Source organism: Kitasatospora sp. NPDC041988, from assembly GCF_055588525.1.
This window is the reverse complement of record NZ_JBVJCO010000020.1, coordinates 125,742-151,494: the sequence shown is the minus strand read 5'-3', so window position 1 is coordinate 151,494 and position 25,753 is coordinate 125,742. Positions and strand designations below refer to the sequence as shown.

The window sequence follows — 25,753 nt, the reverse complement described above, 5'->3', positions numbered from 1 at the left end:
CGGGGATGGGAGGGATCAGGAGCCGGCGGTGGCCAGGCCCGCCTCGTTGGGGAAGTACCTGACGGGGAGGTAGGACATGCCCGCCATCAGGTTGGAGTGGATCCGGCGAGGCTCGCCGGTGAGCTCGAACCCGTCGCTGAAGGTGCGCAGCGCGTCCAGAACCTCCTTGAGCTCGACCCGGGCCAGGAAGGCCCCGAGGCAGAAGTGCGGGCCGTAGCCGAAGGTGATGTGCTTGTTCGGCGAGCGGTCCAGGTCGAGGACGTACGGGTTGTCGAAGACGGTCTCGTCGCGGTTGGCCGAGGTGTTCCAGAGCGTGACCACGTCGCCTTCCTTGATCACCTGGCCGCCCAGCTCGATGTCGGCCACGGCCCGCCGGCCGAAGTTCATCGCCGGGGAGGCCCAGCGCAGGAGTTCCTCGACCGCCGACTCCAGCGTGACCGAGCCGTCCTTGAGGCGCCGCCACTGCTCGTGTTCACGGCTGAGCGCGTGGACGGTGTCGATCATGGTGAGCCGGCTGGTCTCGTCGCCTCCGAGGATGAGGCTGTAGCAGTTGAAGACGATGTCCTGGTCGGTCAGCGGCACGCCGTCGATGTCGCTGTTGGTGAGCGTGCTGATCACGTCGTCCTGCGGCCTGGCGCGCCGCTCGGCCACCAGGTCGCTGAAGTAGAGCAGGATCTCGTTCCGGGAGAGGACGGCCTCCACCGGGTCCTGGTCCGCCTCGTCCGAACTCAGCGACGACTTGGTCAGGCCGAGCAGGTAGGGGTGGTCCGAGGGCGGCACCCCGAGCAGGTTGCCCACCGTGGTGAGTGGAATCACCGAGGCCACGTCGGCCGCGAAGTCGCCCTCACCCCGGCGCACCGCTTCGGAGATCAGCTTGCGGGCGTTCACCCGGACGCTCTCCGACACCTTTGCGAGCGCCCGGGGCGAGAACGCCTTGAGCATCACGTTCCGCAGGTCCTTGTGCCGCTTGCCGTCGGTCACCGCCAGCATCTGGCCGGCCGCGGAGTCCCCGCCGGCCAGCAGCGTCACCAGGACGTTGCCCTTCTCCGAGGTGAGACGCCGGTTGTCCCGGTACAGCGCCTGCACGTCGGCGTAGCGGCTGATCACCCAGAATCCCGGTCCGTCGTCCGTCGGACGGTGCCAGTACACGGGGTGCTCGCTGCGCATTCGGCGCCAGTAGGCCTCCATGTCGTTTTCCAGATAGGCCTCCGGATCGACCAGGTTGACCCGCGCGATCTCTTCCGGAATCTCGGTGCTGATTTCCGTCGTCATGCTCTCCTCCACCGTCAGTTGTTTTCCTGGAGCTTTTCGTTGAGAATCCGGGCGATCGCGGCGGCCGGTTCCTGCTGCATCATGTGCGGATGGCTGCAGCCGATCACCCGGTGCTCGATCCGGCCGCCGACGAAGGGCCGCCACCGTTCGGCACGCGCCGCCAGTTCCGATGCGGGCACCGACCGGTCGTCCTCGGCGACCAGCACGAGCAGATCGCCCTCGTACCGGGCGGGTTGGTGGGCCGCGAACAGCCGGCGGTTGTTGGCGAAGACCCGCGCCAGCGCCGCGATGGCGTCCTCGTCGAGGCTGGCGAGCACGCTCTGCCGCTCGCGCAGCACCTGCACGACCTGGCTGTGGGACAGCGGACCTTCGCCCAGGGCCGCCGGGTCGTAGCCGACCGAGTCGAGCAGGACCCGCAGGGCGTCCTGCTCGTCGGGCAGCACGGCGGGCAGCGGCAGGGAGCGGTCGATCGGGTACTCGTCGAGGTTGACCAGAAGGGCGACGCTCTCGCCCACGGCCTGGAGCTGGGTCGCCATCGCGTGGATCACGGTGCCGCCGAGGGACCAGCCGAGCAGGGTGTACGGGCCGGTGGGCTGGATCTTCCGGATCCGTTCGACGTACTCCTGCGCCATCTCCTCGATGCTGCCGGGGAGTTGTTCGCCCTTGCCGGTCAGGCCCCGGGCCTGCAGGGCGTAGACCGGGCGCTCGGCGTCCACGTGCCGCAACAGGGCCGAGTAGACCCAGCCCAGGCCGCCGGCCGGGTGCACGCAGAAGATCGGGCTACCGGACCCGTGCTCGCGCAGCGGCAGCACCATGTCCAGCGAGTCCTGCTCCGTCTCGCCGCCGAGCCGGCCGGCCAGCTCGGCCACGGTCGGTGCGGAGAGCACCGTACGGATGCCGAGCTTGACGCCGAAGGCCGAGCGGATCCGGTTGACGAGGCCCATCGACATGATGCTGTCGCCGCCGAGGTCGAAGAAGCTGTCGTGGACACCGACCCGCTCCAGCCCCAGCGTCTCGCGGAACAGCCCGCACAGGATCTCCTCCTGCGGGGTACGCGGTCCGCTCCACTCGGCCGGGTTGTAGTCCGGCGCGGGCAGCGCCTTGCGGTCGACCTTTCCGTTGGCGTTCAGCGGAAGCCGGTCCAGTACCACGAACGCGGAAGGGACCATGTAGTCGGGCACGCCCGCCGCCAGCCGCTCGCGCACGGCCGCGGTGTCCGGCCCGGCCCCGGTCGCCGGCACCAGGTAGGCGACCAGCCGTCCGCTCCGGCCGGCGTCCGCGCGCAGCACGACCGTGGCCTGGCCGACGTCCGGGTCGCCGGTCAGCGCGGCCTCGATCTCGCCGAGCTCGACCCGGTAACCGCGCACCTTGACCTGGTCGTCGACGCGGCCGAGGTACTCCAGCTGCCCGTCGGCGTTCCAGCGTGCCAGGTCGCCCGTCCGGTACAGGCGGGTGCCGGGCGCACCGAACGGGTTCGCCACGAACCGGGCCGCGGTCAGGTCCGGCCGGCCGAGGTAGCCGCGGGTCAGCTGGGCGCCGCCGATGTAGAGCTCGCCGGTGGCGCCGCGCGGGGCGAGGCGCAGCCCCCCGTCAAGGACGTACAGCCGCGTGTTGGGCGTCGGACGGCCGATCGGCACCGCACCGGACGGCACGCGGTCACCGGGTTCGATCCGCAGCACCGCGCAGCCGACGGTGGCTTCGGTCGGCCCGTACTCGTTGACCACGGTCACGCCGGGGTGGTCGGAGCGCCACCGGTCCAGCGTCTCGCAGAGCAGCTGCTCGCCGCCGACCACGAGCTCGCCGGTGGGCGAGCACTCCGCGTCGAGGCCCGAGAGCAGGGGCAGGTGCGAGGGGGTGACCTTGGCGAACGCGGGCTGCAGCCGGTGTCCCTGCGACTGCTCCAGCTCGGCGACGTGCACACTGCCGCCGCTCACCAGCGGGGCGAACAGCGACGTGACCGCCATGTCGAAGGAGACCGGCGAGTGCAGGAGCGCACGCTCGCCCGCCGACGGGTAGGCCTCGGCGGCGTAGTCGATGTACTGGGCGAGGGACTGGTGCTCGACCACCACACCCTTCGGACGTCCGGTGGAGCCGGAGGTGTAGATCACGTAGGCCGGGCTCCGGGCGAGCCAGCGGGGCCCGCCCTCCGGGCCGGCCGGCACGGCTGCCGCGCCGTCCGCGTCCCGCTCGTCGAGCAGGAGGAGCGGAGCGTCCGTCGCGGGCAGCGCGGGCGCGACGTCCGATCGGGTGAGCACCAGGACGGGCTGCGCGTCGGTGAGGACGTACCGCAGGCGGTCGGCCGGGTCGGCCGGATCCACCGGGACGTAGCCGCCACCCGCCTTGTGCACCGCGAGGACGGCGGTCACCAGGTCGGCCGAACGCGGCAGGGCCAGCGCCACCAGCTTCTCGGGGCCGACACCGGCCTCCACGAGCTCGGCGGCCAGCCGGTCGGCGGCGGCGTCGAGCTCGGTGTAGCTCAGTGCGGTGCCGTCCGCCAGCAACACCGCGGGCGCGTCGGGAGTCCGCTCGACCTGCGCCCGGAAGCGGGCCGGCACCAGCGCCGGGGGCGCGGGACGGGCACTGTCGTTGAACACCTCCAGCAGGGTGTGCCGCTCGTCGTCGGCGAGCAGGTCCAGCCGGTCCACCGGCTGTCCGGGCGCGGAGATCATGGAGTCGATCGCCCGCACCACCCGGTCGCCGATGGCCTCGACCGCCTCCCGCCCGAGTACGTCCGGGCGGAAGCCGAGGCGAAGCCGCAGTGTGCGTCCGGGCATCGCGACCACGCTGATCGGATAGTGGTTGCCGTCCGTGCCGTAGGCGCCGACGATGCGCAGACCGTCTCCGACCCCCGGCATCCCGTCGCCGTCCAGCGGGAAGTTCTCGGTGACGACGATGGTGTCGAACAGCTTGTCCGAGTCGGCCAGGCGCAGCATGTCCTGGAGGCCCAGGTGGTGGTAGTCCATCACCTCGGTCTGCTGCCGCTGCAGGCGCTCCAGCACGGACGTCCAAGTGTCGGCGGTGTCCAGCTCGACCCGCACCGGCACAGTGTTGATGAACAGGCCGACCATCGACTCCACGCCGGGTATGTCCGCCGGGCGACCGGAGACGGTCGCGCCGAACACCACGTCGCTCCGGCCGGTCAGCCGTCCGAGCACGACGCTCCACACCGCCTGCACGGCGGTGTTGAGGGTCACCCCGTTGGCCCGGACCAGTGCGGTCAGGGCCGCCGTGGTCTCCTCCGACAGCTCGACGAGGACGTCACCGGGGATTCCGGCGGGCCGGTCGTCGGCGTCCGGCGCGACCAGCGTCGCGCCGTCCACTCCGGCCAGCACCGCGCGCCAGGCCTCCCGTGCCGCCTGCTGGTCCTGCTCTCCGAGCCAGGCCAGGTAGTCACGGTACGGCGTCACCGCCGGCAGCACGCTCTGGTCGCCGTCCGCCTCGTACAGCGCGAACAGCTCGCGCAGCAGCAGCGGGCCCGACCAGCCGTCCAGCAGCAGGTGGTGGTTGGTCATCAGGAAGCGGGCGAGTCCGTCCTCGACGTGGATCAGCGTGAAGCGCAGCAGCGGCGGCCGCTCCGGATCGAACCGGCGGACCCGGTCCTCGTCCATCAGCGCGTCCAGCGCCGCGGGCCGCTCGGATTCGGGCAGCCCCCGGAGGTCGACCTCGGACCACGGCAGGGCGAGGCCGGCGACCACCACCTGGACCGGGCGGCTCAGGCCTTGCTGGCGGAACGCCGCCCGGAGGTTGGCGTGGCGCAGCAGCAGGGCCTCCGCGGCCTTGCGGAGCCGGTCCGCGTCCAACGGCCCCCGCAGGTCGATACCGAGCTGGATCTGGTAGATGTCCGGCTGTTCCTCGTCGACCTGGGAGTGGAAGAGCAGGCCCTCCTGCATCGGGGTGAGCGGGAGGACGTCCTCCAGCCGTTCCCGCCCGGTGGCTTCGACCGCGTCGATCTCGTCCTGGGTCAGCGGCACGAGCGTCAGGTCGGACGGGCTGTAGCCACCGCCCACCGGCCTGCCGGCGTGGGTGACCAGGGCCCTGAGCGCGCCGAGCCAGTGCTCGCCCAGCTCGCGCACGTCGTCCTCGCTCAGCAGTTCACCCGCCCACGACACGTCGGCGACCAGCTGCGGGCCGTCCGGAAGGTCCTGCGTCATCGCGGTGATGTCGATGATGTGCGCCATCGGGCGGTCCGGGTCGGCGCCGCCGTCCAGCCCCTCCAGGCCCTCCGGGGCCGGACCCCAGTCGGCCGGTGCACCGCCCTGCGTCTCGGTGGCGCCGGGGAACCGGCCCAGGTAGTTGAAGCTGATCTGGGGCTCGGTCAGCCGGGACAGCACCGGGGCGGTCTGCGGGTTGAGGTAGCGCAGCAAGCCGTAGCCGATGCCGTTGTCCGGCAGCTCCCGGAGCTGTTCCTTGACCTGCTTGACCACGCGGCCGGTGACCCGGCCGCCCGTGAGGAACTCGGCCCAGTCGTGGACGCCCGGGTCGAGCCGCACCGGGAAGAGGCTGGTGAACCACCCGACGGTGCGGGACAGGTCGGTGCCCTCGTCGAGCTCCTCCCGCCCGTGGCCCTCCAGGTTCACCAGGACGGGGCCCTCGCCGCGGTCGCGTCGCCGGCGCCATTCGGCGACGGCGGCCGCGAAGGCGCTCAGCAGGACGTCGTTCATCCGGGCGTGGAACGCGGCCGGCACCGTCGTGAGCAACGGGGCGGTGTGCTCTGCGGGCAGGGTCAGCAGCAGCCGCCTGGTGGTCGAGGTGATGTCCCGTCGGGGGTCGAGCGGCCGGTCGGCCAGCGCCGGGCCGGGCTCGGCGAGGGTGTCCAGCCAGTACTGCAGCTCCTCGATCCGCTCGGGCTTCTGGGCCGCGTCGGTCAGCTGCTGCGCCCACTCCCGGAACGACGTGCCGACGGGGTCGAGTTCGACGGCGCCGCCACCGGCCGAGGCCGTCCACGCCTGTGCCAGGTCCGGAAGCAGGATGCGCCAGGAGACGCCGTCGACGGCGAGGTGGTGGATGGTCAGCAGCAGGCGGCCCGAGGCGTGCGGGCCCGCGTCGAGCCAGACGGCCTGGAGCATCGCCCCGGCCTCGGGGTCGAGCCGGTCCCAGGCGGCCTTCGCCTCCTCGGCCAGTCGCGCCGTGGTCGCCCCGGTGTCCAGCCCCGTGACGTCGACCCGGCGCAGGCAGTGCTCCGCCCGGACCGTGCCGCGCTCGGGCACCTCCAGGTTCCACACCACACCGCCGGTGCGGCGCAGTCGCATCCGCAGCGCGTCGTGCTGGTCGAGGACGCTCTGGAGTGCCGTCCGCAGGCGCTCCTCGCCGAGGCCGGCCGGGACGACCAGGATGTTGGTCTGGTTGAACCGGTCGGGGCGGCCGCCGCGCTCGCGCATCCAGTGGATGATCGGCGTCAGCGGTACGGCCCCGACGCCCGCGCCCACCGGGGCCGGTGCGGCCGGCTGGGCGCTCTCCTCCACCGGGGCATCGGCGGCGACCGCCTTGGCCAGGGCGGCGACCGTCTTGTGCTCGAACACGTCCCGCGGGCTCAGCTTGACGCCGGCGTTGCGGGCGCGCCGGACCAGCTGGATCGACATGATGCTGTCGCCGCCCGTGTCGAAGAAGCTGTCGTTGACGCCGATGCTCTCCAGTCCGAGGATCTCGGCGAACAGCGAGGCCAGCAGCTCCTCCTCGGGCGTGCGCGCGGTCGCACCTGCGTCGGTGGGGGTGAAGTCCGGCGCGGGCAGGGCCTTCCGGTCGGTCTTGCCGTTCGGGGTGAGCGGCATGGCGTCGAGTACCACCACGGCCGCGGGCACCATGTACTCCGGAAGCCGGGCGGCGATCGCGGTCCGCAGTCCGGCCCCGGCGAGCGGTGCGGCGCCGGCCTCGGCGACGGCGTAGGCCACCAGCTTCTGCTCGCCCGGCCGGTCCTCGCGGACCAGTACCTCGGCCTGGGCGACGGAGGCCTGGCGCAGCAGCTCCGAGCGGATCTCGCCCAGTTCGATCCGGAAGCCGTGCAGCTTGACCTGCTCGTCGACGCGACCGAGGAACATCAGCACGCCGTCCCGGGCCCACCTGGCGAGGTCGCCGGTGCGGTACATGCGGCTACCGGCCGGGCCGAACGGGTCGGCCACGAAGCGCTCGGCGCTCTGGCCGGGGCGGCCGAGGTAGCCGCGGGCGAGCCCGGCGCCGGTGATGTAGAGCTCGCCCGGCACGCCCGGGGGAACGGGCCGCAGCGACCGGTCCAGCACGTGGACGCGGGTATTCGGGACCGGGGTGCCGATCGGCGGCTCGACGGCACCCGACAGCGGCGCGCTGATGGTGGCGCAGACCGTCGTCTCGGTGGGGCCGTAGGCGTTGACCATCCGCCGGCCGGCGGACCAGCGGCCGGCCAGCTCGGGCGGCGTCGCCTCGCCGGCGACCAGCAGGGTGAGTCCGGCCGGGATCTCGTCGTCGGTCATCACGCCGAGCGCGGCCGGCGGAATGGTCGCCTGGGTGACCCGCTGCTCCGCCAGCAGCGCGGCCAGCGGGGCGCCCGGGTCCAGCCGCGCGGGCGGCGCCAGGACCAGCGTCGAGCCGGACAGCAGGGCCTTGCACAGCTCGGCGAACGCGGCGTCGAAGCTCGGCGAGGCGAACTGCAGAACGCGGCTGCCGGGGCCGAGCCCGAGCGCCTCGACGTAGCCGGTCAGCAGGCTGGCGAAACCCGCGTGGGAGACGACCACGCCCTTCGGGCGGCCGGTGGAACCGGAGGTGTAGATGATGTACGCCGGGTGCTGCACCGTCAGCCGGACGTCGGGGGCGGTGTCGGGAGCCTGGTCCACGCGGGCGGCGGTGGCCGCGTCGTCGAGGAGCAGGACGGTGGTGCCGGCACCGAGCGGCGGCAGGGTCCCCGCGATCTCCCGGGTGGTGACGACCACGCCCGGCCGGGCGTCGGCGAGCATGTAGGCGAGACGCTCGGCCGGGTAGGCCGGGTCGAGCGGCAGGTAGGCGGCACCGGCCTTGTGGACGGCCAGTACCGCGGCGGGCCAGTCGAGCGACCGGGGCAGGGCCAGGCCGACGAACCCCTCGGGGCCGGCGCCCTCGGCGCGTAGTACCTGTGCCAGGCGGTTGGCGCGGCGGTCCAGTTCGTCGAAGGACAGCTCGTCGCCCTCGAATGCCACCGCCACGTCGTCGGGCGCCGCGGCCACCCGGCGCGCGTACAGCTCGGGGAAGGTGGCCTGCGGGATGTCGCGCGCGGTGTCGTTGGCGGCGGCGAGCAGGGCCTGCTCGCCCTCGGTCAGCAGGGGGAGCTCGTCGGCGCGCAGGTCGGGGTCGGCGGTGACCCGCTCCAGCAGTCGGAGCAGGCGGCCGAACAGGTCCTCCACCGTCCGCCGGTCGAAGAGATCGAGCCGGAAGTCGACCAGTGCGTGCATTCCGGCCGGGGCGCCGTCCGGCCCGGTGCGCTCGTTGAACGTGAACGCCAGGTCGAACTGCGTGGCGTTGACCGGCACCGGGTACGCGGTCGCGTCCACACCCGGCAGGCCGATCGGCGCGGTGGTGGCGCCCTCCAGGTTCTGGACGTTCAACCAGATCTGGAACAGCGGGTGCCAGGCGAGTGACCGCTCCGGGTTGAGCAGCTCGACCAGGCGCTCGAAGGGCACCTCCTGGTTCGCGTACGCGGCCAGGTCGTACTCGCGGACCCGGCCGAGCAGTTCGCGGAAGGTGGGGGTGCCCGAGGTGTCGGTGCGCAGGACGAGCGTGTTGACGAAGAAGCCGATCATCCCCTCCAGCGCCTTGTCGTTGCGCCCGGCGATCGGCGAGCCCATGGGGATGTCGGTGCCCGCGCCGAGGGAGGTGAGCAGGGAGGCGAGGCCGGCCTGGAGCACCATGAAGAGACTGGTCTCGGTCTTGCGGGCGACGGTGCTCAGGGCGCGGTGCAACTCGGGCGAGACCTCGACCTCGACGGTCTCCGCGGTGTAGTCGGCCTCTGGCGGGCGGGGGCGGTCGGCCGGCAGCGCGAGGACCTCGGGGGCCCCGTCCAGACGGCTCCGCCAGAAGTCGAGCTGCTTGGCGACCAGGCTGTCGGGGTCACCCTCCTCGCCGAGGACCTCGTAGTTCCACACGGTGTAGTCGGCGTACTGGACGGGCAGCGGCTCCCACCGCGGGGCCTGCCCGGCGGCCCGGGCCAGGTAGGCCGCGGTGAGGTCGCCGGCGAACGGGCCGACCGACCAGCCGTCACCGGCGATGTGGTGGATGAGGATCAGCAGGACGTGGTCCTCGGGGGCGGTGCGGAACAGGGTGGCCCGCAGCGGGGTCTCGGTCGCCAGGTCGAAGTCGCGGGCCGCCTGCTCGGCGATCGCCGCCTCCAGCGCCTGCTCGGCGATGTCGGTGACGACCAGTTCCGCGCTGCCCTGCTCCGGGGGCAGGACGAGCTGGTGGGCGGCTCCGTCGGTCTCGGGGAAGATCGTGCGCAGGGTCTCGTGCCGGGCCGTGACATCCCGGATCGCCGACCGCAGCGCCTCGTGGTCGAGCGGGCCCCTCAGCCGCAGGCCGATGCTGATGTTGTGTGCCGCGGCGCCGTTCTCGAACCGGTTGAGGAACCAGAGCCGGCGCTGCGCGTAGGACAGCGGGATGTGCTCCGGGCGGTCCACCGATACCACCGGCGGGCGGGCGTCATCCGCCTCGCGCAGCCGGGCCGCGAGCTCGGCCACCGTCGGCGCCTCCCACAGCACGCGCAGCGGCAGTTCGACGGAGAACGCCGTGCGGGTGCGGCTGACCATACGGGTGGCGTGCAGCGAGTGCCCGCCCAGCTCGAAGAAGTTGTCGTGGATGCCGACCGACGGCAGGTCCAGCGTCTCCATGAAGAGCCCGCAGAGGATCTCCTCCTGCGGGGTGCGCGGGCCGGCGCTGGTGGACAGCGCCGCGAAGTCCGGCGCGGGCAGGGCCTTGCGGTCGGTCTTGCCGTTGGGCGTCAGCGGCAGCGCGTCGAGCACCGTGAACGCCGACGGGACCATGTACTCCGGCAGCCGCTCGCCGACACCCCTGCGCAGTGCGGGGACGGCCGTCTCCGCGCCGGCGCCGGGGGCGGCGACGACGTAGGCGGCGAGCCGCTTCTCTCCCGTCGCGTCCTCGTACGCCACGACGGCGGCCTGGGCGACGCCCGGCAGCGCGCACAGCACGGCCTCGATCTCGCCCAGCTCGATCCGGAATCCGCGCACCTTGACCTGGTCGTCGATTCGGCCGGCGAACTCCAGGTCGCCGTCGGCCGTCCAGCGCGCGACGTCGCCGGTGCGGTACATCCGGGCGCCGGGCCCGCCGAAGGGGTTGGCGACGAATCGCTCGGCGGTCAGGCCGGGGCGGCCCAGGTAGCCGCGGGCGACGCCGTCGCCCGCGAGGTAGAGGTCGCCGGGGACGCCCGGCGGCACCAGCGACAGGCCCGCGTCCAGTACGTACACCTGGGTGTTCGCGATGGGCCTGCCGATCACGGGCGTGCCGCCGGACGCGTCGAGCGGTGCGGCCGTCGACCAGATGGTGGTCTCGGTGGGGCCGTACAGGTTGGTCACCCCGGCCGACAGCTCGACCAGCCGGGCCGCGAGGGCGGCGGGCAGCGCCTCGCCGCCGGCCAGCACACGAAGGCCGGCCAGCGCCTGCGGCTGCTGCGTGACGAGCGCCTGCCAGAGGGTCGGCGTCGCCTGCATGACGCCGGCACCGGTGCCGGCGATCAGCGCCGCCAGCCGCTCGAGGTCGCGCACCTCGTCACGGTCGGCCAGCACCACCGTCGCACCGGAGACCAGGGGGACGTAGAGCTCCAGGCCTGCGATGTCGAAGGCGATCGTGGTCACGGCGGCCAGCCGGTCCCCGGGCCGCAGGGCGAAGCGATCGCGCATGTCGACCACGAAGTTGACCAGGTTGTCACGGGTGACGACGACGCCCTTGGGCCGGCCGGTGGAGCCGGAGGTGTAGATGGTGTACGCCGGGTGGGCGCCAGCGGCCGGAACGGTGCCGAGGGCGTCGCCGGACAGCGCGGCCAGGCGCTCGCCGACGGCAGGCTCGTCCAGCACCACCCGTGCGGCGGCGGTCCCGGGCACCGAGGTCACCGACGAGTGGGTCACCACCACGGCCGGCCGGGCGTCCGCCACGATGTACTCGACACGCTCCGCCGGGTACTCGGGGTCCAGCGGGATGTACGCGCCACCCGTCTTCTGCACCGCGAGGAGGGTCGCCACCAGGTCGGCGCCACGCGGCAGCGCCACCGCCACCGAGGTCTCGGGGCCGACGCCCAGGTCGACCAGCAGCCGGGCGATCCGGTTGGCCCGCGCGTCCAGTTCCCCGTAGGACATCTCGGCGCCGCCCGCGACCACGGCCACCGCGGCCGGGTCGGCGGTCACCGCGGCCTCGAACAGCTCCTGAACCGAGGTCGCGGGGACCTTGCCGCCGGCCTGGTTCCACTCCTCCAGGAGGCGGCGGCGCTGCTGGGGCGCCAGCACCTCGGTGCGCCCGACCGGGAGATCGGCGGCGGCCTCGATCTGCTCGAGGACGCGGACGAAGGAGTCGAGCACCTCCTGCGCCTCGGCACGGTCGAACACGTCGGGGCGGTAGCCCAGGCGCAGCCGGAGCGTCGGCCCGGGGGTGGGGAAGAGACTGAGCGGGTAGTGGGTGGCGTCCCGACCGGTGAAGTCGGTGATCCGGGCGCCGCCCGTCGGCGCCACCATGCCGTCGGCGTCCAGCGGGTAGTTCTCGAAGACGACCAGCGTGTCGAAGAGTTCTCCCGTCACGGAGGTCGCCTCGCGCACGGCCGAGAGCGGCAGGTGGTGATGGTCCATCAGCGCGGCCTGCTGCTCCTGGACGGCCGTCAGCTGGTCCGCCCAGGAGCGCGTGTGGTCGATCCGCACGCGGACCGGCAGCGTGTTGATGAAGAGGCCGACCATCGACTCCACGCCGGGGATGTCCGCCGGGCGGCCGGACACGGTCGCACCGAACACCACGTCGCTGCGGCCGGTCAGCCTGCCCAGCAGCACGCCCCAGGCGCTCTGCACCACGGTGTTGACGGTGACACCGGTCCGGCGGGCCAGCTCGGTGAGCCGGCGGGTGAAGTCCTCGGACAGCTCGGCGTAGAGGTCCTCGGGTTCCACCACGGTCGACGGGTCGACATCGGGCGCCAGCAGCGTCGCCGAGTCCACGCCGGCCAGCGCGGACCGCCAGGCCTGCCGAGCCGCCTCCTTGTCCTGCTCGCCGAGCCAGGCGAGATACGTGCGGTACGGCGTGACCGGAGCGAGGGTGGTGTCCTCACCTCCCGCGCGGTAGTGCTGGAACAGCTCCTGCAGGACCAGCGGCGAGGACCAGCCGTCCATGATGATGTGGTGCGCGGTGAGGACGAGCCAGAACGCGTCGTCGGCGACCCGGATCATGGTGACCCGCAGCAGCGGCGGCCGCTCCATGTCAAAGCCCCGGCCCCGGTCCACGGCGGCGAACTCGCGCACCCGCGCCAGCAGCTCCTCGCCCGTGCTGTCGCTGAAGTCGAGTTCCTCCAGCGGGAGTTCGACGTCGCGCAGAATCACCTGCAGCGGATCGCCGCCCTTCCGGCGGCGGAAGCCGGCCCGCAGGCTCGCGTGCCGGCGCATCAGCGTGTTCACCGCGGTGCGCACCGCCGCCGCATCCACCGGGCCCTCGATCCTGACGGCCACCTGCACGGTGTAGACGTCCAGGGCGTCCTCGGAGTATTGCGCATGGAAGAGCAGCCCCTCCTGAAGCGGCGACAACGGCAGAAGGTCCTCGATGCGTGACTGCTTCACTGCACGTGCTCCCTGGGCGTCTTTGTGATTCGGGAAAATGTGATGGTCCGCGTCCACGGAAAGGGAACGGGGGACTGCGAGGTGGAATTCGACGGTACCGGCGCGGCGGTGCTGTGCCGGGTTTGCATAAACAACTCGCATATGGCCCTCGGCGGGCCTTTCTCACGGCGGAACCGGGTCGGGGCCCCCTGGGGCCGCGACCCGGTTCCGCCGGGCGTACCGCCGGGATTCCGGCGGAACGGTCAGTCGTCCAGCTCGGCCAGCAGGTCGTCCAGCTCGTCCTGGCTGACCTCCACCAGGTCCATGTCGGACGGGGTGTGACGGACCGCCTGCGGACTGTCGGCGTGCCGGGCCAGCGAGCGCAGGGCCCGCGACCAGGAGTCCGCGAGGTCGTTCACGGCGGCCTCGTCGAGCAGCGCGGCCGGCCACTGCCAGACGATCGACAGCTCCGGTCCCTCCGCCCGGTCCTGGGCGGACGCCGTGACCTCCAGGGCGCGTGCCACCGGCATCGCCGGGTCCTCGCCGCCGATCGCGCCCACCTCGGGAGCCAGGGCCCAGTCCGCCGCCTCGGGCGCGGCCGAGGTGTCGAACCGTCCGAGGTAGTTGAACCCGATCTGGGGCTCCGCCAGGTCACTCAGCGACGGCTCGGTGTCCGGGTTCAGGTGGCGCAGCAGGCCGTAACCGATGCCGTTGTCCGGTATCGCCCGCAGCTGCTCCTTGACCCGCGCGAGAACGTCACCGAGGGCCGCTCCCCCGTTCCAGACCTCGCCCCACTCGACTCGGCCCGGGTCCAGCAGGACGGGGTACATGCTGGTGAACCAGCCGACAGTGCGGTTGAGTTCGGCCTGTTCGACGATCTGCTCGCGGCCGTGGCCCTCGAGCGACACCAGCAGGCCCTCGGTGGCCCCGCCGAACCGCCGGCGGCGCCAGTCGGCGACGGCGAGGGCCAGACCGGTCAGCAGCACGTCGTTGACCGACGCGTTGAACAGCGCGGGCAGGCGGGTGAGCAGCGCGCCGGTGACGTCCGCCGGAAGCGATCGGGTGATCGTGCGCAGCGTGGCGGTGAGGTCTCGGTCCCGGTCCACCGCGAGCTGGGGCAGCGGGGCCGGGGCGCCGGCCAGCCGGTGCCGCCAGCCGGAGAGCTCGGCGATCCGCTCGGGCCGCGCCGCCTCCTCCACCAGCGCCTGCGACCACCGCCGCAGGGAGGTGCCGACCGCCTCCAACTCCGGTGCGCGCCCGGCTCGGACGGCCTCCCATGCGGCCGCGAGGTCCGGCAGCAGGATGCGCCACGACACACCGTCGACGACCAGGTGGTGCGCCACGAACAGCAGCCTGCCGCGCTCCTCGGGACCGGCGTCGAACCAGACGAACTGCAGCATGGTGCCGTCGTCGGGAGCGAGCCTGCCCAGGGCCGCATCGCCCTGTTCGGCGAGTACGGCCAGCCGCCCGGCGTCGTCGAGGCCCGTGATGTCGACCCGCGTGATCAGCTCGGCGGCGGTCACCGTGCCGCGGGGCGGCACCTCCAGCGTCCACTCGTCCGCGGTCCGCTTCAGCGCGGCGCGCAGGACGTCGTGACGGTCCAGCAGCGCCTGCAGCGCGTCGGCGAGTTCCCGCCGGCCGAGCCCGGCCGGGGCCTGCAGCATCATCGCCTGGTTGAACCGGTCCACCGGTCCGCCTCGGTCGCGCAGCCAGCGCACGATCGGGGTCGCCGGGATCTCGCCGATGCCGGCGTCCGGGAGCTCGGGCGCGGCCTGGGCCGTCCGGCCGGCGACGGCGGCGAGGGCGGCGACCGTCTGGTGCTTGAACACGTCCCGCGGGGTGAGGACCAGCCCGGCCTTGCGTGCCCTGGTGATGAGCTGGATGGAGACGATGCTGTCGCCGCCGATGTGGAAGAAGTTGTCGTTCACACCGACCTCGGGCAGACCGAGGACCTCGGCGAACAGCCCGGCGAGCAGCCGCTCCACCTCGGTGCGCGGCTCCTGCACCCGCACCTTCTCGGCGAAGTCCGGTGCGGGCAGGGCCCGTTCGTCGAGCTTCCCGTTCACGGTCATCGGCAGGGCGGCCAGCGGGACGAAGGCCGCCGGAACCATGTAGTCCGGAAGGGACTCGTCGGCGTGCTTGCGCAGGGCCGCGAGGTCGACGTCGACGCCGTGCGCGGCCACCACGTAGGCCACCAGCTGCCGTCGGCCCGGCTGGTCCTCCCGTACCCGCACCGCGGCCTGGCCGACCTCGGGCCGGGCCAGGAGGCAGGACTCGATCTCGCCCAGCTCGACCCGGAAGCCCCGGATCTTGATCTGGGAGTCGACGCGGCCGTCGTAGCGAAGCTCGCCGTCCGAACCCCAGTGGGCCAGGTCACCGGTGCGGTACAGCCGGCAACCGGCCGGGCCGAACGGGTCGGCGACGAAGCGCTCGGCGGTCAGGCCGGGCCGGTTCAGGTAGCCGCGGGCCAGGCCGGCCCCGCCGACGTACAGCTCGCCGACGACCCCGGCCGGCACCGGCCGCAGCGCCTCGTCCAGCACGTAGACCCGGGTGTTGATGACCGGACTGCCGATCGGCGGCACCTCGGCACCCGCGAGGGGACCACTGGTGGTCGCGCAGACCGTGGTCTCGGTCGGCCCGTAGGCGTTGACCATCCGGCGTCCCGGCGCGAACCGGGCCACCAGATCCGGCGAGGTCGCCTCCCCCGCCACGACCAGCGTCATACCGTCCGGCAGCCCGTCGTCGGGCAGCGCCGCCAGCGCCACCGGCGGGATCGTCGCGTGCGTGATTCGCCGCCGGGCCAGCAGCTCCACGAGGTCGGGGCCGGGGGCCAGCTTCCCGGCCGGGGCGAGCACCAGCGCGGCGCCCGACAGCAGCGCCATGCACAGCTCCCAGAAGGCGGCATCGAAACTGGGTGAGGCGAACTGCAGCACGCGGCTGTCCGGCCCGACCTCGAACCGCTCGATCTGGGTCGCCGACAGGCTGGCGACACCGCGGTGGGTGACCACGACGCCCTTCGGCCGCCCGGTGGAGCCCGAGGTGTAGATGACGTACGCCGGGCTGTCGGGCGTCGGGGCGCTCGGCTCACCGCCGGTCGGCGCCGCGGGGCCGGCCGACGGTTCGGTGTCGAGCAGCAGCCGGGGGACGTCGGACGCGGGCAGGCGGTCTGCGATCCCGGCGACCGTCAACAGCAGGGCCGGTGCGCTGTCCTGGAGCATGTAGGTGATGCGCTCCGCGGGGTACTCCGGGTCGACGGGCAGGTACGCCGCACCCGCGCGCATGACCGCGAGCATGGCCACCACCAGGTCGGTCGAGCGCGGCAGCGACACCGCCACGATCGTCTCGGACCCGATTCCGCGTGCCGTCAGAAGGCGTGCGAGCCGGTCCGCCCGGGCATCCAACTCGGCGTAGGACAGCTCCTCCTCCTCGAACAGGACCGCCGCGGCGGCGGGGGTCCGCTCGACCCAGCGGGTGAACAGTTCCGGCACGGTCGCCGCCGGCACGTCGCGGGCCGAGTCGTTCCAGTCCTCCAGGACCCGGCCGCGCTCGCCTGGGAGCAGGACGTCGAGCCGGTCGACGGGCCGGTCCGGGTCGGCGATCGCGGCGGCGAACACCCGGGCCAGCCGGTCGACGAACCGCTCGACGGTCTCCCGCTCGAACAGGTCGGTGTTGTAGAGGACGACACCGTCGATGCCGGCCGGGGAGCCGTCCGCGCCGTGGGCCTCGGTGAGGTCGAAGGACAGGTCGATCCGGGCGACGTCGAGCCCGAACTCGGGCCTGGTCACCGTCACTCCGGGCAGCTCGAGCACCGGCTTGGCGTTGTTCAGCAGGTTCAACGCCACCTGGAACAGCGGGTTGTGGGCCAGCGACCGCTCGGGGTTGATCAGCTCGACCAGCCGCTCGAACGGCAGGTCCTGGTGGGCGTAGGCGGCCAGGTCGGTCTCCCTCACCCGGTCCAGGAGCTGCCGGAAGCTCGGCGAGCCGGAGACGTCCGTCCGCAGCACCAGGGTGTTGATGAAGTAGCCGACGAGGTCGTCGAGGGCATCGTCGGTGCGGCCGGCGATCGCGGTGCCGATCGGGATGTCCGTGCCCGCGCCGAGCCCGGAGAGCAGGGAGGCCAGGCCCGCCTGCACGACCATGAAGAGGCTGGCCCGGTTGGCTCCGGCCAGGTCGGCGAGGCCGCGGTGCAGCGCGGGCTCGATCCGGAAGGACAGCGCACCGCCCCGGTTGCTCGGCGTCGACGGGCGCCGGCGGTCCCCCGGCAGCTGCAGCTCCTCCGGGGCGCCCGCCAGCGTCCCGCGCCAGTACGCGGCCTGCCGGGCGATGATGCTCTCCGGGTCGTCCTCACTGCCCAGCACCTCGTGCTGCCACAGGGTGTAGTCGATGTACTGCGCGGGCAGCGGGGTGAAGTCCGGCGCGCGGCCCTCGGTCCTTGCCGCGTAGGCGGCCGAGAGGTCCCGGCTGAGCGGTGCCATCGACCAGCCGTCGCCCGCGATGTGGTGCACCACGAGGAGCAGGACGTGGTCGTCCTCGCCGAGCGCGAACAACGTGGCCCGCAGCGGGATCTCGCAGGAGATGTCCATGCCGTACCCGGCGGCTTCGGTGAGCGCCGCCTCCAGCCGGTCCTCGGTGACCTCGACGACCGCGAGCTCGGGGGCGACGTCGAGCACCACCTGGCGCGGGCGGCCGGCGACCTCCGGGAACACGGTGCGCAGGCTCTCGTGCCGGGCGGCGACGTCGGCCACCGCGGCCGCCATCGCGGCGCGGTCCAGCGGGCCGGTCAGCCGCACGGCGACCGGGAGGTTGTAGTTGCCGCTCCGGCCCTGGAGGCGGTCGAGGAACCACTGCCGGCGCTGGGCGAAGGAGAGCGGTACCTCCTCCGGCCGCTCGCGCACGGTCACCGCGCGCCTCGCCTTCCCGGCCTCGGCGACCAGGCCGGCCAGGCCGGCCGGCGTCGGCGACTCGAACAGGTCGCGCACGCTGAGCTCGACCGCCAGGCTCGACCGGATCCGGCTCGTCAGCCGGGTGGCGAGCAGCGAGTGGCCGCCGAGGTCGAAGAAGTCGTCGTCGACGCCGACCTCGGGCAGACCGAGCACCTCGGCGAACAGGCCGCACAGGGCCGCCTCGCGCGGTGTGGACGGCGCCCGCCGGCCGGCGGCGTCCAGCACCGGGGCGGGCAGGGCCCGGCGGTCGAGCTTTCCGTTCGGGGTCAGTGGCAGCGCGTCCAGCGCGACGAACGCCGACGGCACCATGTACTCGGGCAGGGTCGCGCCGACGTGCCTGCGCAGGTCGGCGGCGTCCGGGGCGGGTCGACCGGACGCCGGCACGACGTAGGCGGCCAGCTGCTGGACTCCGGGGCGGTCCTGGCGGGCGAGTACGGCCGCCGACGCGACGGCGGGGTGGGTGAGCAGCGCCGACTCGATCTCGCCGAGCTCGATCCGGAAGCCGCGGACCTTGACCTGGTGGTCGGCCCGGCCGAGATAGGCGAGTTGGCCGTCCCTCGTCCAGCGGACGAGGTCGCCGGTGCGGTACAGCCGCGAGCCGGCCGGGCCGAACGGGTCGGCGACGAAGCGCTCGGCGGTCAGGCCGGGCCGGTTCAGGTAGCCGCGGGCCAGACCCGTGCCCGCCAGGTAGAGCTCGCCGACCACGCCCTCGGGAACCGGTGCGAGCAGCTCGTCGAGCACGTACACCCGGTCGTTCCACACCGGGGTGCCGATCGGCGCTGTGGCCGGCCACCGCGCGGGGTCGGCGGGCAGAGCCGTGGCGGTGACGACGTGGCTCTCGGTCGGGCCGTAGTGGTTGTGCAGCCGCAGCCACGGCCGGGCGGCGCAGAACTCGCGCAGCCGCGGGGTGAGTACCAGCGCCTCGCCCGCCTGCGCCACGATCCGCAGCCCGTCCAGTGCGACGCCGCCCTCCGACGCGGCCTCCACGACGGCGTCCACCACCAGGTTCGGGGCATACAGCTCGTTGATCCGGTGCTCGTCCAGCCAGCGGGCGAAGGCGGCCGCGTCGCGGCGCACCTCGTCGTCGGGGATGACGAGGGTCTTGCCGGTGAGCAGGGTCGACAGGATCTCCTGGGCGGAGACGTCGAAGCTGATCGCGGTGAACTGCGCGACGCGGTCCCCGGGCGCGCCCCCGACCTCGGCGTGGTGCCAGGCGATCAGGTTGGTCATCGCGGCGCCGGGCATCACCACGCCCTTGGGGCGGCCGGTGGAGCCGGAGGTGAAGATGACGTAGACCGGGTGGTCGGCGCTCAGGGGTGCGGTGCGCTCGGCGTCCTCGGGATCGGTGTCCGCCTGCCCGGCCAGTGCGGCGGCGGTGTCGGGGGCTTCGAGATCCAGCAGGGGCGCGTCCAGCCCGTCGGGCAGGACGCCGGCCCGGGTCAGGACCACCTCGGGCGCCGCGTCGGCGAGCATGAAGGAGATGCGCTCGGCCGGGTACTCCGGGTCGATGGGCAGGTAGGCCGCGCCGGTCTTGAGCACGGCCACCACCGCGACGAGCAGCTGTGCCGAGCGGGGCAGCGCGATGCCGACGACGGACTCGGGGCCGATGCCACGGCCGATCAGCAGGCGGGCCAGCCGGTTCGCCCGGCCGTTGAGGTCGGCGTAGGAGAGCTCGACCCCGCCGTGGACGACGGCCGGGGTGGCGGGCAGGGTGCGCGCCTGACGCTCGAACAGCTCCGGCAGGAGGGCGTCGTCCGGCCGGTGCCCGGTCGCGTTGTGGCCGACGACCAGGCGGTGCCGCTCGACCGGGTCGAGCAGGTCGAGCGCGCCGATGGGCTGCTTCGGGTCGTCGGCGACGGCGGTGAGCACCCTGACCAGCCGGTCGGCGAGACTCTGCGCCGTCTCGCGGTCGAACAGGTCGGTGCTGTACTCGATCCACCCGGTCAGGCCGTCCGTCGAGCCGTCAGCCGTGCGCTGTTCCATCAGGCCGACGAACAGGTCGAACTTCGCGCCGTCGGCGAAGTGCTCGTGGGGGTCGACCCGCAGGCCGGGGAGGGCGAGTTCGGCCTGCTGGTTGTTCTGGACGGTGAACATCACCTGGAAGAGCGGGTGCCGGGCCAGCGAGCGCTCGGGCTTGAGCTGTTCGACCAGGCGCTCGAACGGCACGTCCTGGTTGGCGTACGCCGCCAGGTCCGTCTCCCGTACGCGCTGCACCAGCTCGCGGAACGTGGGGTTGCCGGAGGTGTCGGTGCGCAGCACGAGCGTGTTGAGGAAGAAGCCGATGAGGTCGTCGACGGCATCGTCGGTACGGCCCGCGATCGGGGTGCCGACCGGGATGTCGTCGCCGGCGCCGGAGCGCGACAGCAGGACGGAGAGGCCGGCCTGGAGCACCATGAAGAGGCTGGCCTGAGACGTACGGGCGATGGTGAGCAGCTTCCTGTGCAGCTCCTCGTCCACGTGGAACCTGACCGTGGAACCGGCGTAGCTCGCCACCGCCGGGCGCGGCCGGTCCACCGGCAGGTTGAGCTCGTCCGGGACTCCTGCCAGGGCGGTCGACCAGAAGGCCAGCTGGCGGGCGATCGCGCTGTCCTCGTCCGTCTCCTCGCCCAGGGCACGCTGCTGCCACAGGGTGTAGTCCGCGTACTGCACGGGCAGCGGGCTCCACTGCGGCGCGGCACCGCCGTCCAGGCGGGCGGCGTAGGCGGCCGAGAGGTCGCGCCCGAGGACGCCCAGCGACCAGCCGTCGCCGACGATGTGGTGCATCACCACGAGCAGGACGTGCGTGCCGGGCGCGGTACGGAAGATCCGCACGCGCAGCGGGATGTCCTCGGCCAGCCGGAAGCCGATCGCCGACTCGGCGTCGAGCGCCTCGCTCACCCGTGCGGGGTCGGCACCGGCGAGGTCCACGAGGGTCAGGTCGAGCGCGGCTTCCTCCGGTGTCAGCACGTGCTGGTACGGGTCTCCGTCCACGCCGGGAAAGACCGTCCGCAGGCTCTCGTGCCGCGCGATGACGTCCTGGAACGCCTCCCGGAGCGCCTCCAGGTCCAGGTCCCCGGTGAGCCGGACGGTGAGCGGCACGTTGTAGACCGGCTTGGGGCCCTCGAAACGGTCGAGGAACCAGAGCCGGCGCTGGGCGAAGGACAGCGGCACGCGCTCGGGGCGCGGCCCGGCCTCCAGGGCGGGCCGGTCGGTCGCGATCCGCCCCAGCCGACGGGCGATCCCGGCCGGCGTCGGTGCCTCGAACACGGCCCGGAGGGAGAGTTCGACGCCGAACACGGCGCGGGTGCGGGTGACCAGCCGGGTGGCCAGCAGGGAGTGCCCGCCGAGGTCGAAGTAGTTGTCGTCGACACCGATGGTGGGCACGCCGAGCAGCTCGGCGAAGAGCGCGCAGAGGATCTCCTCCTGCGGGGTGCGCGGGGCGCGACCGGCCGGGTCGGCGGAATCCCCGGGGTCGGGCAACGCCTTGCGGTCGAGCTTGCCGTTCGGGGTGAGCGGCAGGCCGTCCAGTGCGACGAAGGCGGAGGGCACCATGTACTCGGGCAGGGTGGCTCCCACGTGCTCGCGCAGCGCGGTCGGCTTGGGCACCTGGGCCCCGGCCACCGGAACCAGGTAGGCGACCAGGCGCTTGTCGCCCGGGGTGGGCTCGCGGACGACGACGACGGCGCGGTCGATCTCCTCGTGCGCGCTGAGCGCCGACTCGATCTCGCCCAGCTCGATGCGGAAGCCGCGGATCTTCACCTGGTCATCGGCGCGACCGGCGAACTCCAGAACGGCACGGTCGCCGTCGGTGTTCCAGCGCACCAGGTCACCGGTGCGGTACATCCGGGCGCCGTCGGCGGAGAAAGGGTCCGCGACGAAGCGCTCGGCGGTCGTGCCGGGGCGGTTCAGGTAGCCGCGCGCCACGCTGGGGCCGGACACGTAGAGCTCGCCCGTGACACCGGTCGGCACCGGTCGCAGCGAGCCGTCCAGCACCCGCAGCCGGGCGGTGCCCAGAGCCCTGCCGAGCGGCGGCGTCTGCGCACCCGACAGCGGCTCGCTGAAGGTCACGGCCACCGTGCTCTCGGTCGGACCGTAGGCGTTCACCATGGTCCGGCCGCCGGACCACGCCTCCACCAGTTCGGGCGACGACGCCTCGCCACCGACCACGAGCAGCCGCAGCGAGGGCAGGTCGTCAGGGCCGAGTACGGCCAGGGCGGCGGGCGAGATGAGGGCATGGGTGACCTGATGCTCGGCGACCAGCTCGACCAGGGCACGGCCGGGCTGCAGCCGCGGGGCGGGGGCGAGCACCAGGGCCGCGCCGTTCAGCAACGCGGTGTAGGTCTCCCAGACGGCGGCGTCGAAGCTCGGCGAGGCGAACTGCAGCAGCCTGCTGCCGGTGCCGACGCCGAAGCGTTCACCGCTGGTGGAGACGAGGCCGGAGATGCCGGTGTGCGTCACCACCACGCCCTTGGGCCGGCCGGTGGAGCCCGAGGTGTAGATGACGTAGGCCGGGTTCTGCGGCGTCAGCGGGGCGAGCCGCTCGTCGGACCGCACGTCGGTATCCGGCCGGTCGTCGGTCTCGCTCACGGTGGCGGCGTCGTCCAGCAGGACGCGCGGGGCGGTGCACACCTCGGGAATCACCGCCGCCGAAGCGGTGGTGGCCAGGACCAGGGCCGGGTCGGAGTCGGTGAGCAGGTACGCGATGCGGTCGGCCGGGTACGAGGTGTCGACCGGCAGGTAGGCCGCGCCCGCCTTCAGTGCCGCCAGCATGGCGACGACGAGGTCGGGCGACCGCTCCAGGGCCAGGGCCACCACTCGCTCCGGGCCGGCGCCGCGCGCGATCAGCGTCCGGGCCAGCCGGTTGGCGCGGCGGTCCAGTTCGGCGTACGACAGCGTGAGGTCCTCGTAGACCAGGGCCGTGGCCTCCGGGGTGCGGCGGACCCGTTCGGCGAAGAGCTCCGGGACGGTGTCGCCGGCCGGCAGCGGACGGTCGGGCAGCCCGAGGGCGATCATCCGGTCTCGGTCGGCGTCGGCGAGCACGGGCAGTCGGCCGACCAACTGCTCCGGGTCATCCGCGAAGGCCTCGAACAGGCGGCGGAATCCCTCGCCGAGTGCCTCGATGTCGGCCGTGGTGAAGAGCTCCTGGCGGTAGCCGAAGTGCAGCCGCAGCTGCTCACCGGGCAGGGCCGCGATGCTCAGCGGGTAGTGGTTGGCGTCGGTGCCGGTGGCGGCGGTCAGCTTGAGGTCGCCCGGCAGCTCCGGCAGGTCCTCGCCGCCCATCGGGTAGTTCTCGGTGACGGTGAGCGTGTCGAACAGGTTGCCCATGCCGGCCGCGCGCTGGATGTCCGGCAGGCTCAGGTGGTGATGCCGGATCATCCCGACCGCCTGGCGCTGCATCCCGGTCAGCAGCGACAGCAGGCTCTGCTCCGGACGGATCGACGCGCGGACCGGCACCGAGTTGATGAACAGGCCGACCATCTGCTCCGCGCCAGCCAGCTCGGCCGGCCGGATGGAGACGGTGGAGCCGAACACCACGTCGTCGCGGCCGGTCAGCCGACCGAGCAGGAGGGCCCAGCAGCCCTGGAACACGGTGCTCAAGGTCAGGTCGTTGGCTCGCGCGGCCTCCCGCACCCGTACGGCCAGGTCCTGCGGCATGGTGATCACCCGCTCGGCGGGGGCGACCTGCGCCCCCGGGTCCACGGGAGCGATCAGCGTGGGTTCCTCGACCTCGGCGAGCAGCGTGCGCCAGGCGCTCTCGGCGGCCTCCCGGTCCTGGCGGCCCAGCCATGCCAGGCAGTCGCGGTACGACGTCACCGGCGGCAGGCCCGAGGCGTCACCACGGCGGTGGTAGATCTCGAACAGCTCGTACATGAGCCGGGCGGTGGACCAGCCGTCCAGCAGGATGTGGTGGGAGTTGAACATCAGCCGGTTGGTGCGCTCACCCAGCCTCACCAGGGTGAAGCGCAGCAGCGGTCCGGACGTCAGGTCGAAGCGGTGGGCGGCGTCCTCGGCGGCGAGTCGCTCCAGCTCCCGTCGCTGACCGGCCTCGTCGAGGCCGGTCAGATCGAACTCTCGCCAGGGGACGTCCACTTCCCGTGGGATGACCTGGACCGGACGGCTCAGCTTCTCGTAGCGAAAGCCGGCCCTCAGGTTCGGGTGCCTCCTCAGCAGGGCGGCGACCGAGTCGCGCATCGCTCCGGCGTCCAGCACACCGTCGAGGTCGACGAGGATCTGAGCAACGTAGACATCGAGCTTCTGCTCCCCGTAAAGGGCGTGGAAGAGCATGCCCTCCTGCAACGGCCACAGCGGCAGGACGTCGTCGATGGCTGCTGGTGTCATTGAGGAATTCTCCACTCTCGCTCCGAAACCGAACCGGTCCTGTCGGCAGCCGGCCGTGGTTCGCCACCGGCCGCGTGTGCCACTCTCGCGCCCGGTTCCGGGCTCGGACAACGGCGCTTCAAAAACCTCGTTCTGCAACCTCGTTCGGCGAATCGGACCGCCGGTACCGGCGATTCGAAACCTTCGCACTGCCGCTGCGCCGGACCGGGGCACCGTGCTCTGATCGAACGTCAGGTATGTCGCGAACAGGAACCGGAGCCACAGATGGATTTCAGCCTCTTCTATTTCGCCAACAACGACGCCGAGGGCCGTGAGCGCGACCGCTACCGGCTGTTGATGGAGGGCGCCCGGTTCGCCGACGACAACGGGTTCGCAGCGGTGTGGACGCCGGAGCGGCACTTCCACGCCTTCGGCGGCCTCTACCCGAACCCCGCCGTGACGGGTGCCGCGGTGGCGGCGGCGACCAAGCGGGTCGCCGTGCGCGCCGGAAGCGTCGTGGCGCCGCTGCACCACCCGATGCGAATCGCCGAGGAGTGGTCGGTGGTCGACAACCTGTCCAACGGACGCGCCGGGGTGGCGTTCGCGTCGGGGTGGCACGCCGCGGACTTCGCGCTCCGGCCGGAGAACTACGCCGACCGCAAGACCGGACTGATCGAGATGATCGACACGGTCCGGCGACTGTGGCGACGGGAGTCGGTGCAGCTGCTCGACGGAGCGGGTGAGACCGTCGACCTGACCATGTTCCCGCCGCCCGTCCAGACCGAGCTGCCGGTGTGGCTCACCAGCGGCGGCACCCCGGCTACCTTCACCCTGGCCGGCCGGCACGGGCTGGGAGTGCTCACCCATCTGCTCGGCCAGGAGCTCGACGTGCTCGCACAGCGGATCGAGGAGTACCGGGGCGCGTACCGCGAGCACCAGGGCGCCGGGAAGGGCCGCGGCCATGTCGCCGTGATGCTGCACACCTTCGTCGGCACCGACCGCGAGGCCGTCCGGGAGACGGTGCGCGAGCCGTTCTCCCGCTACCTGGCCAGCTCCTTCGACCTCCTGATCAAGGCCGCCGAGGCGGTCGGCGCCGACGGCGCCGTCCTGACCCGGGAACTGAAGAGCATGAACGAGGAGGACCGCCGGTTCCTGGTCGCCCAGGCGTTCGACCGTTACTTCGAGACGAGCGGCATGTTCGGCACCGTCGACGACTGCGTGGCGACGCTCAAGCGGCTGAAGGACGCGGGCGTGGACGAGGTGGCCTGCCTCGTCGACTTCGGTGTGGCGACCGACGAGGTTCTGGCCGGCTTCGACGATCTCGCGCAGCTGCACCGCACCTGGCGTTCGCACGAGGGCGGCTGACCGACGGCCGGGCGCTCCCGACGGAGGGCCCGGCCGAAAGCCGAGGCCCGGGGGAGCGGAGGGGGGGGGGGGGGGGGGCGGGTTTTTTCGGGGGGGTTTGTTCCTTGTTCCCTGCCAGCACCCCCCGCTGGCGAGTGGGTTACG

Annotated in this window: 4 protein-coding genes; 1 reads left to right on the top strand and 3 read right to left on the bottom strand. The window is 72.9% G+C overall.

Annotated features, from left to right (window positions below; translation table 11 throughout):
• Positions 1-15: 15 nt before the first annotated feature.
• The 3 genes from ACZ6NC_RS21350 to ACZ6NC_RS21340 all read right to left on the bottom strand — a co-directional run bounded on the left by ACZ6NC_RS21350 (position 16) and on the right by ACZ6NC_RS21340 (position 24,265).
• The gene (locus ACZ6NC_RS21350; protein WP_465734993.1) at positions 16-1,272 is read right to left on the bottom strand and encodes a cytochrome P450; all 1,257 of its coding nucleotides are present in this window, start codon (positions 1,270-1,272) and stop codon (positions 16-18) included.
• Positions 1,273-1,286: 14 nt separating this feature from the next.
• A complete protein-coding gene (locus ACZ6NC_RS21345) occupies positions 1,287-13,025 on the bottom strand; it encodes an amino acid adenylation domain-containing protein (protein WP_465734991.1) in 11,739 nt (3,912 codons plus the stop codon).
• Positions 13,026-13,267: 242 nt separating this feature from the next.
• Positions 13,268-24,265 carry an amino acid adenylation domain-containing protein gene (locus ACZ6NC_RS21340; protein ID WP_465734989.1) on the bottom strand — a complete coding sequence of 3,666 codons (10,998 nt, stop codon included), beginning with the start codon at positions 24,263-24,265 and terminating at the stop codon, positions 13,268-13,270.
• A gap of 264 nt (positions 24,266-24,529) precedes the next feature.
• Here ACZ6NC_RS21340 and ACZ6NC_RS21335 point away from each other — a divergent pair, with 264 nt between their 5' ends.
• Positions 24,530-25,609, top strand: coding sequence for a MupA/Atu3671 family FMN-dependent luciferase-like monooxygenase (locus ACZ6NC_RS21335; protein WP_465734987.1), 1,080 nt, complete (start codon positions 24,530-24,532; stop codon positions 25,607-25,609).
• Positions 25,610-25,753 lie beyond the last annotated feature (144 nt).

Coding starts and splice junctions, on each gene's coding strand:
- ACZ6NC_RS21340 (WP_465734989.1), bottom strand. CDS start 24,265: ATGACACCAGCAGCCATCGACGACGTCCTGCCGCTGTGGCCGTTGCAG.
- ACZ6NC_RS21350 (WP_465734993.1), bottom strand. CDS start 1,272: ATGACGACGGAAATCAGCACCGAGATTCCGGAAGAGATCGCGCGGGTC.
- ACZ6NC_RS21335 (WP_465734987.1), top strand. CDS start 24,530: ATGGATTTCAGCCTCTTCTATTTCGCCAACAACGACGCCGAGGGCCGT.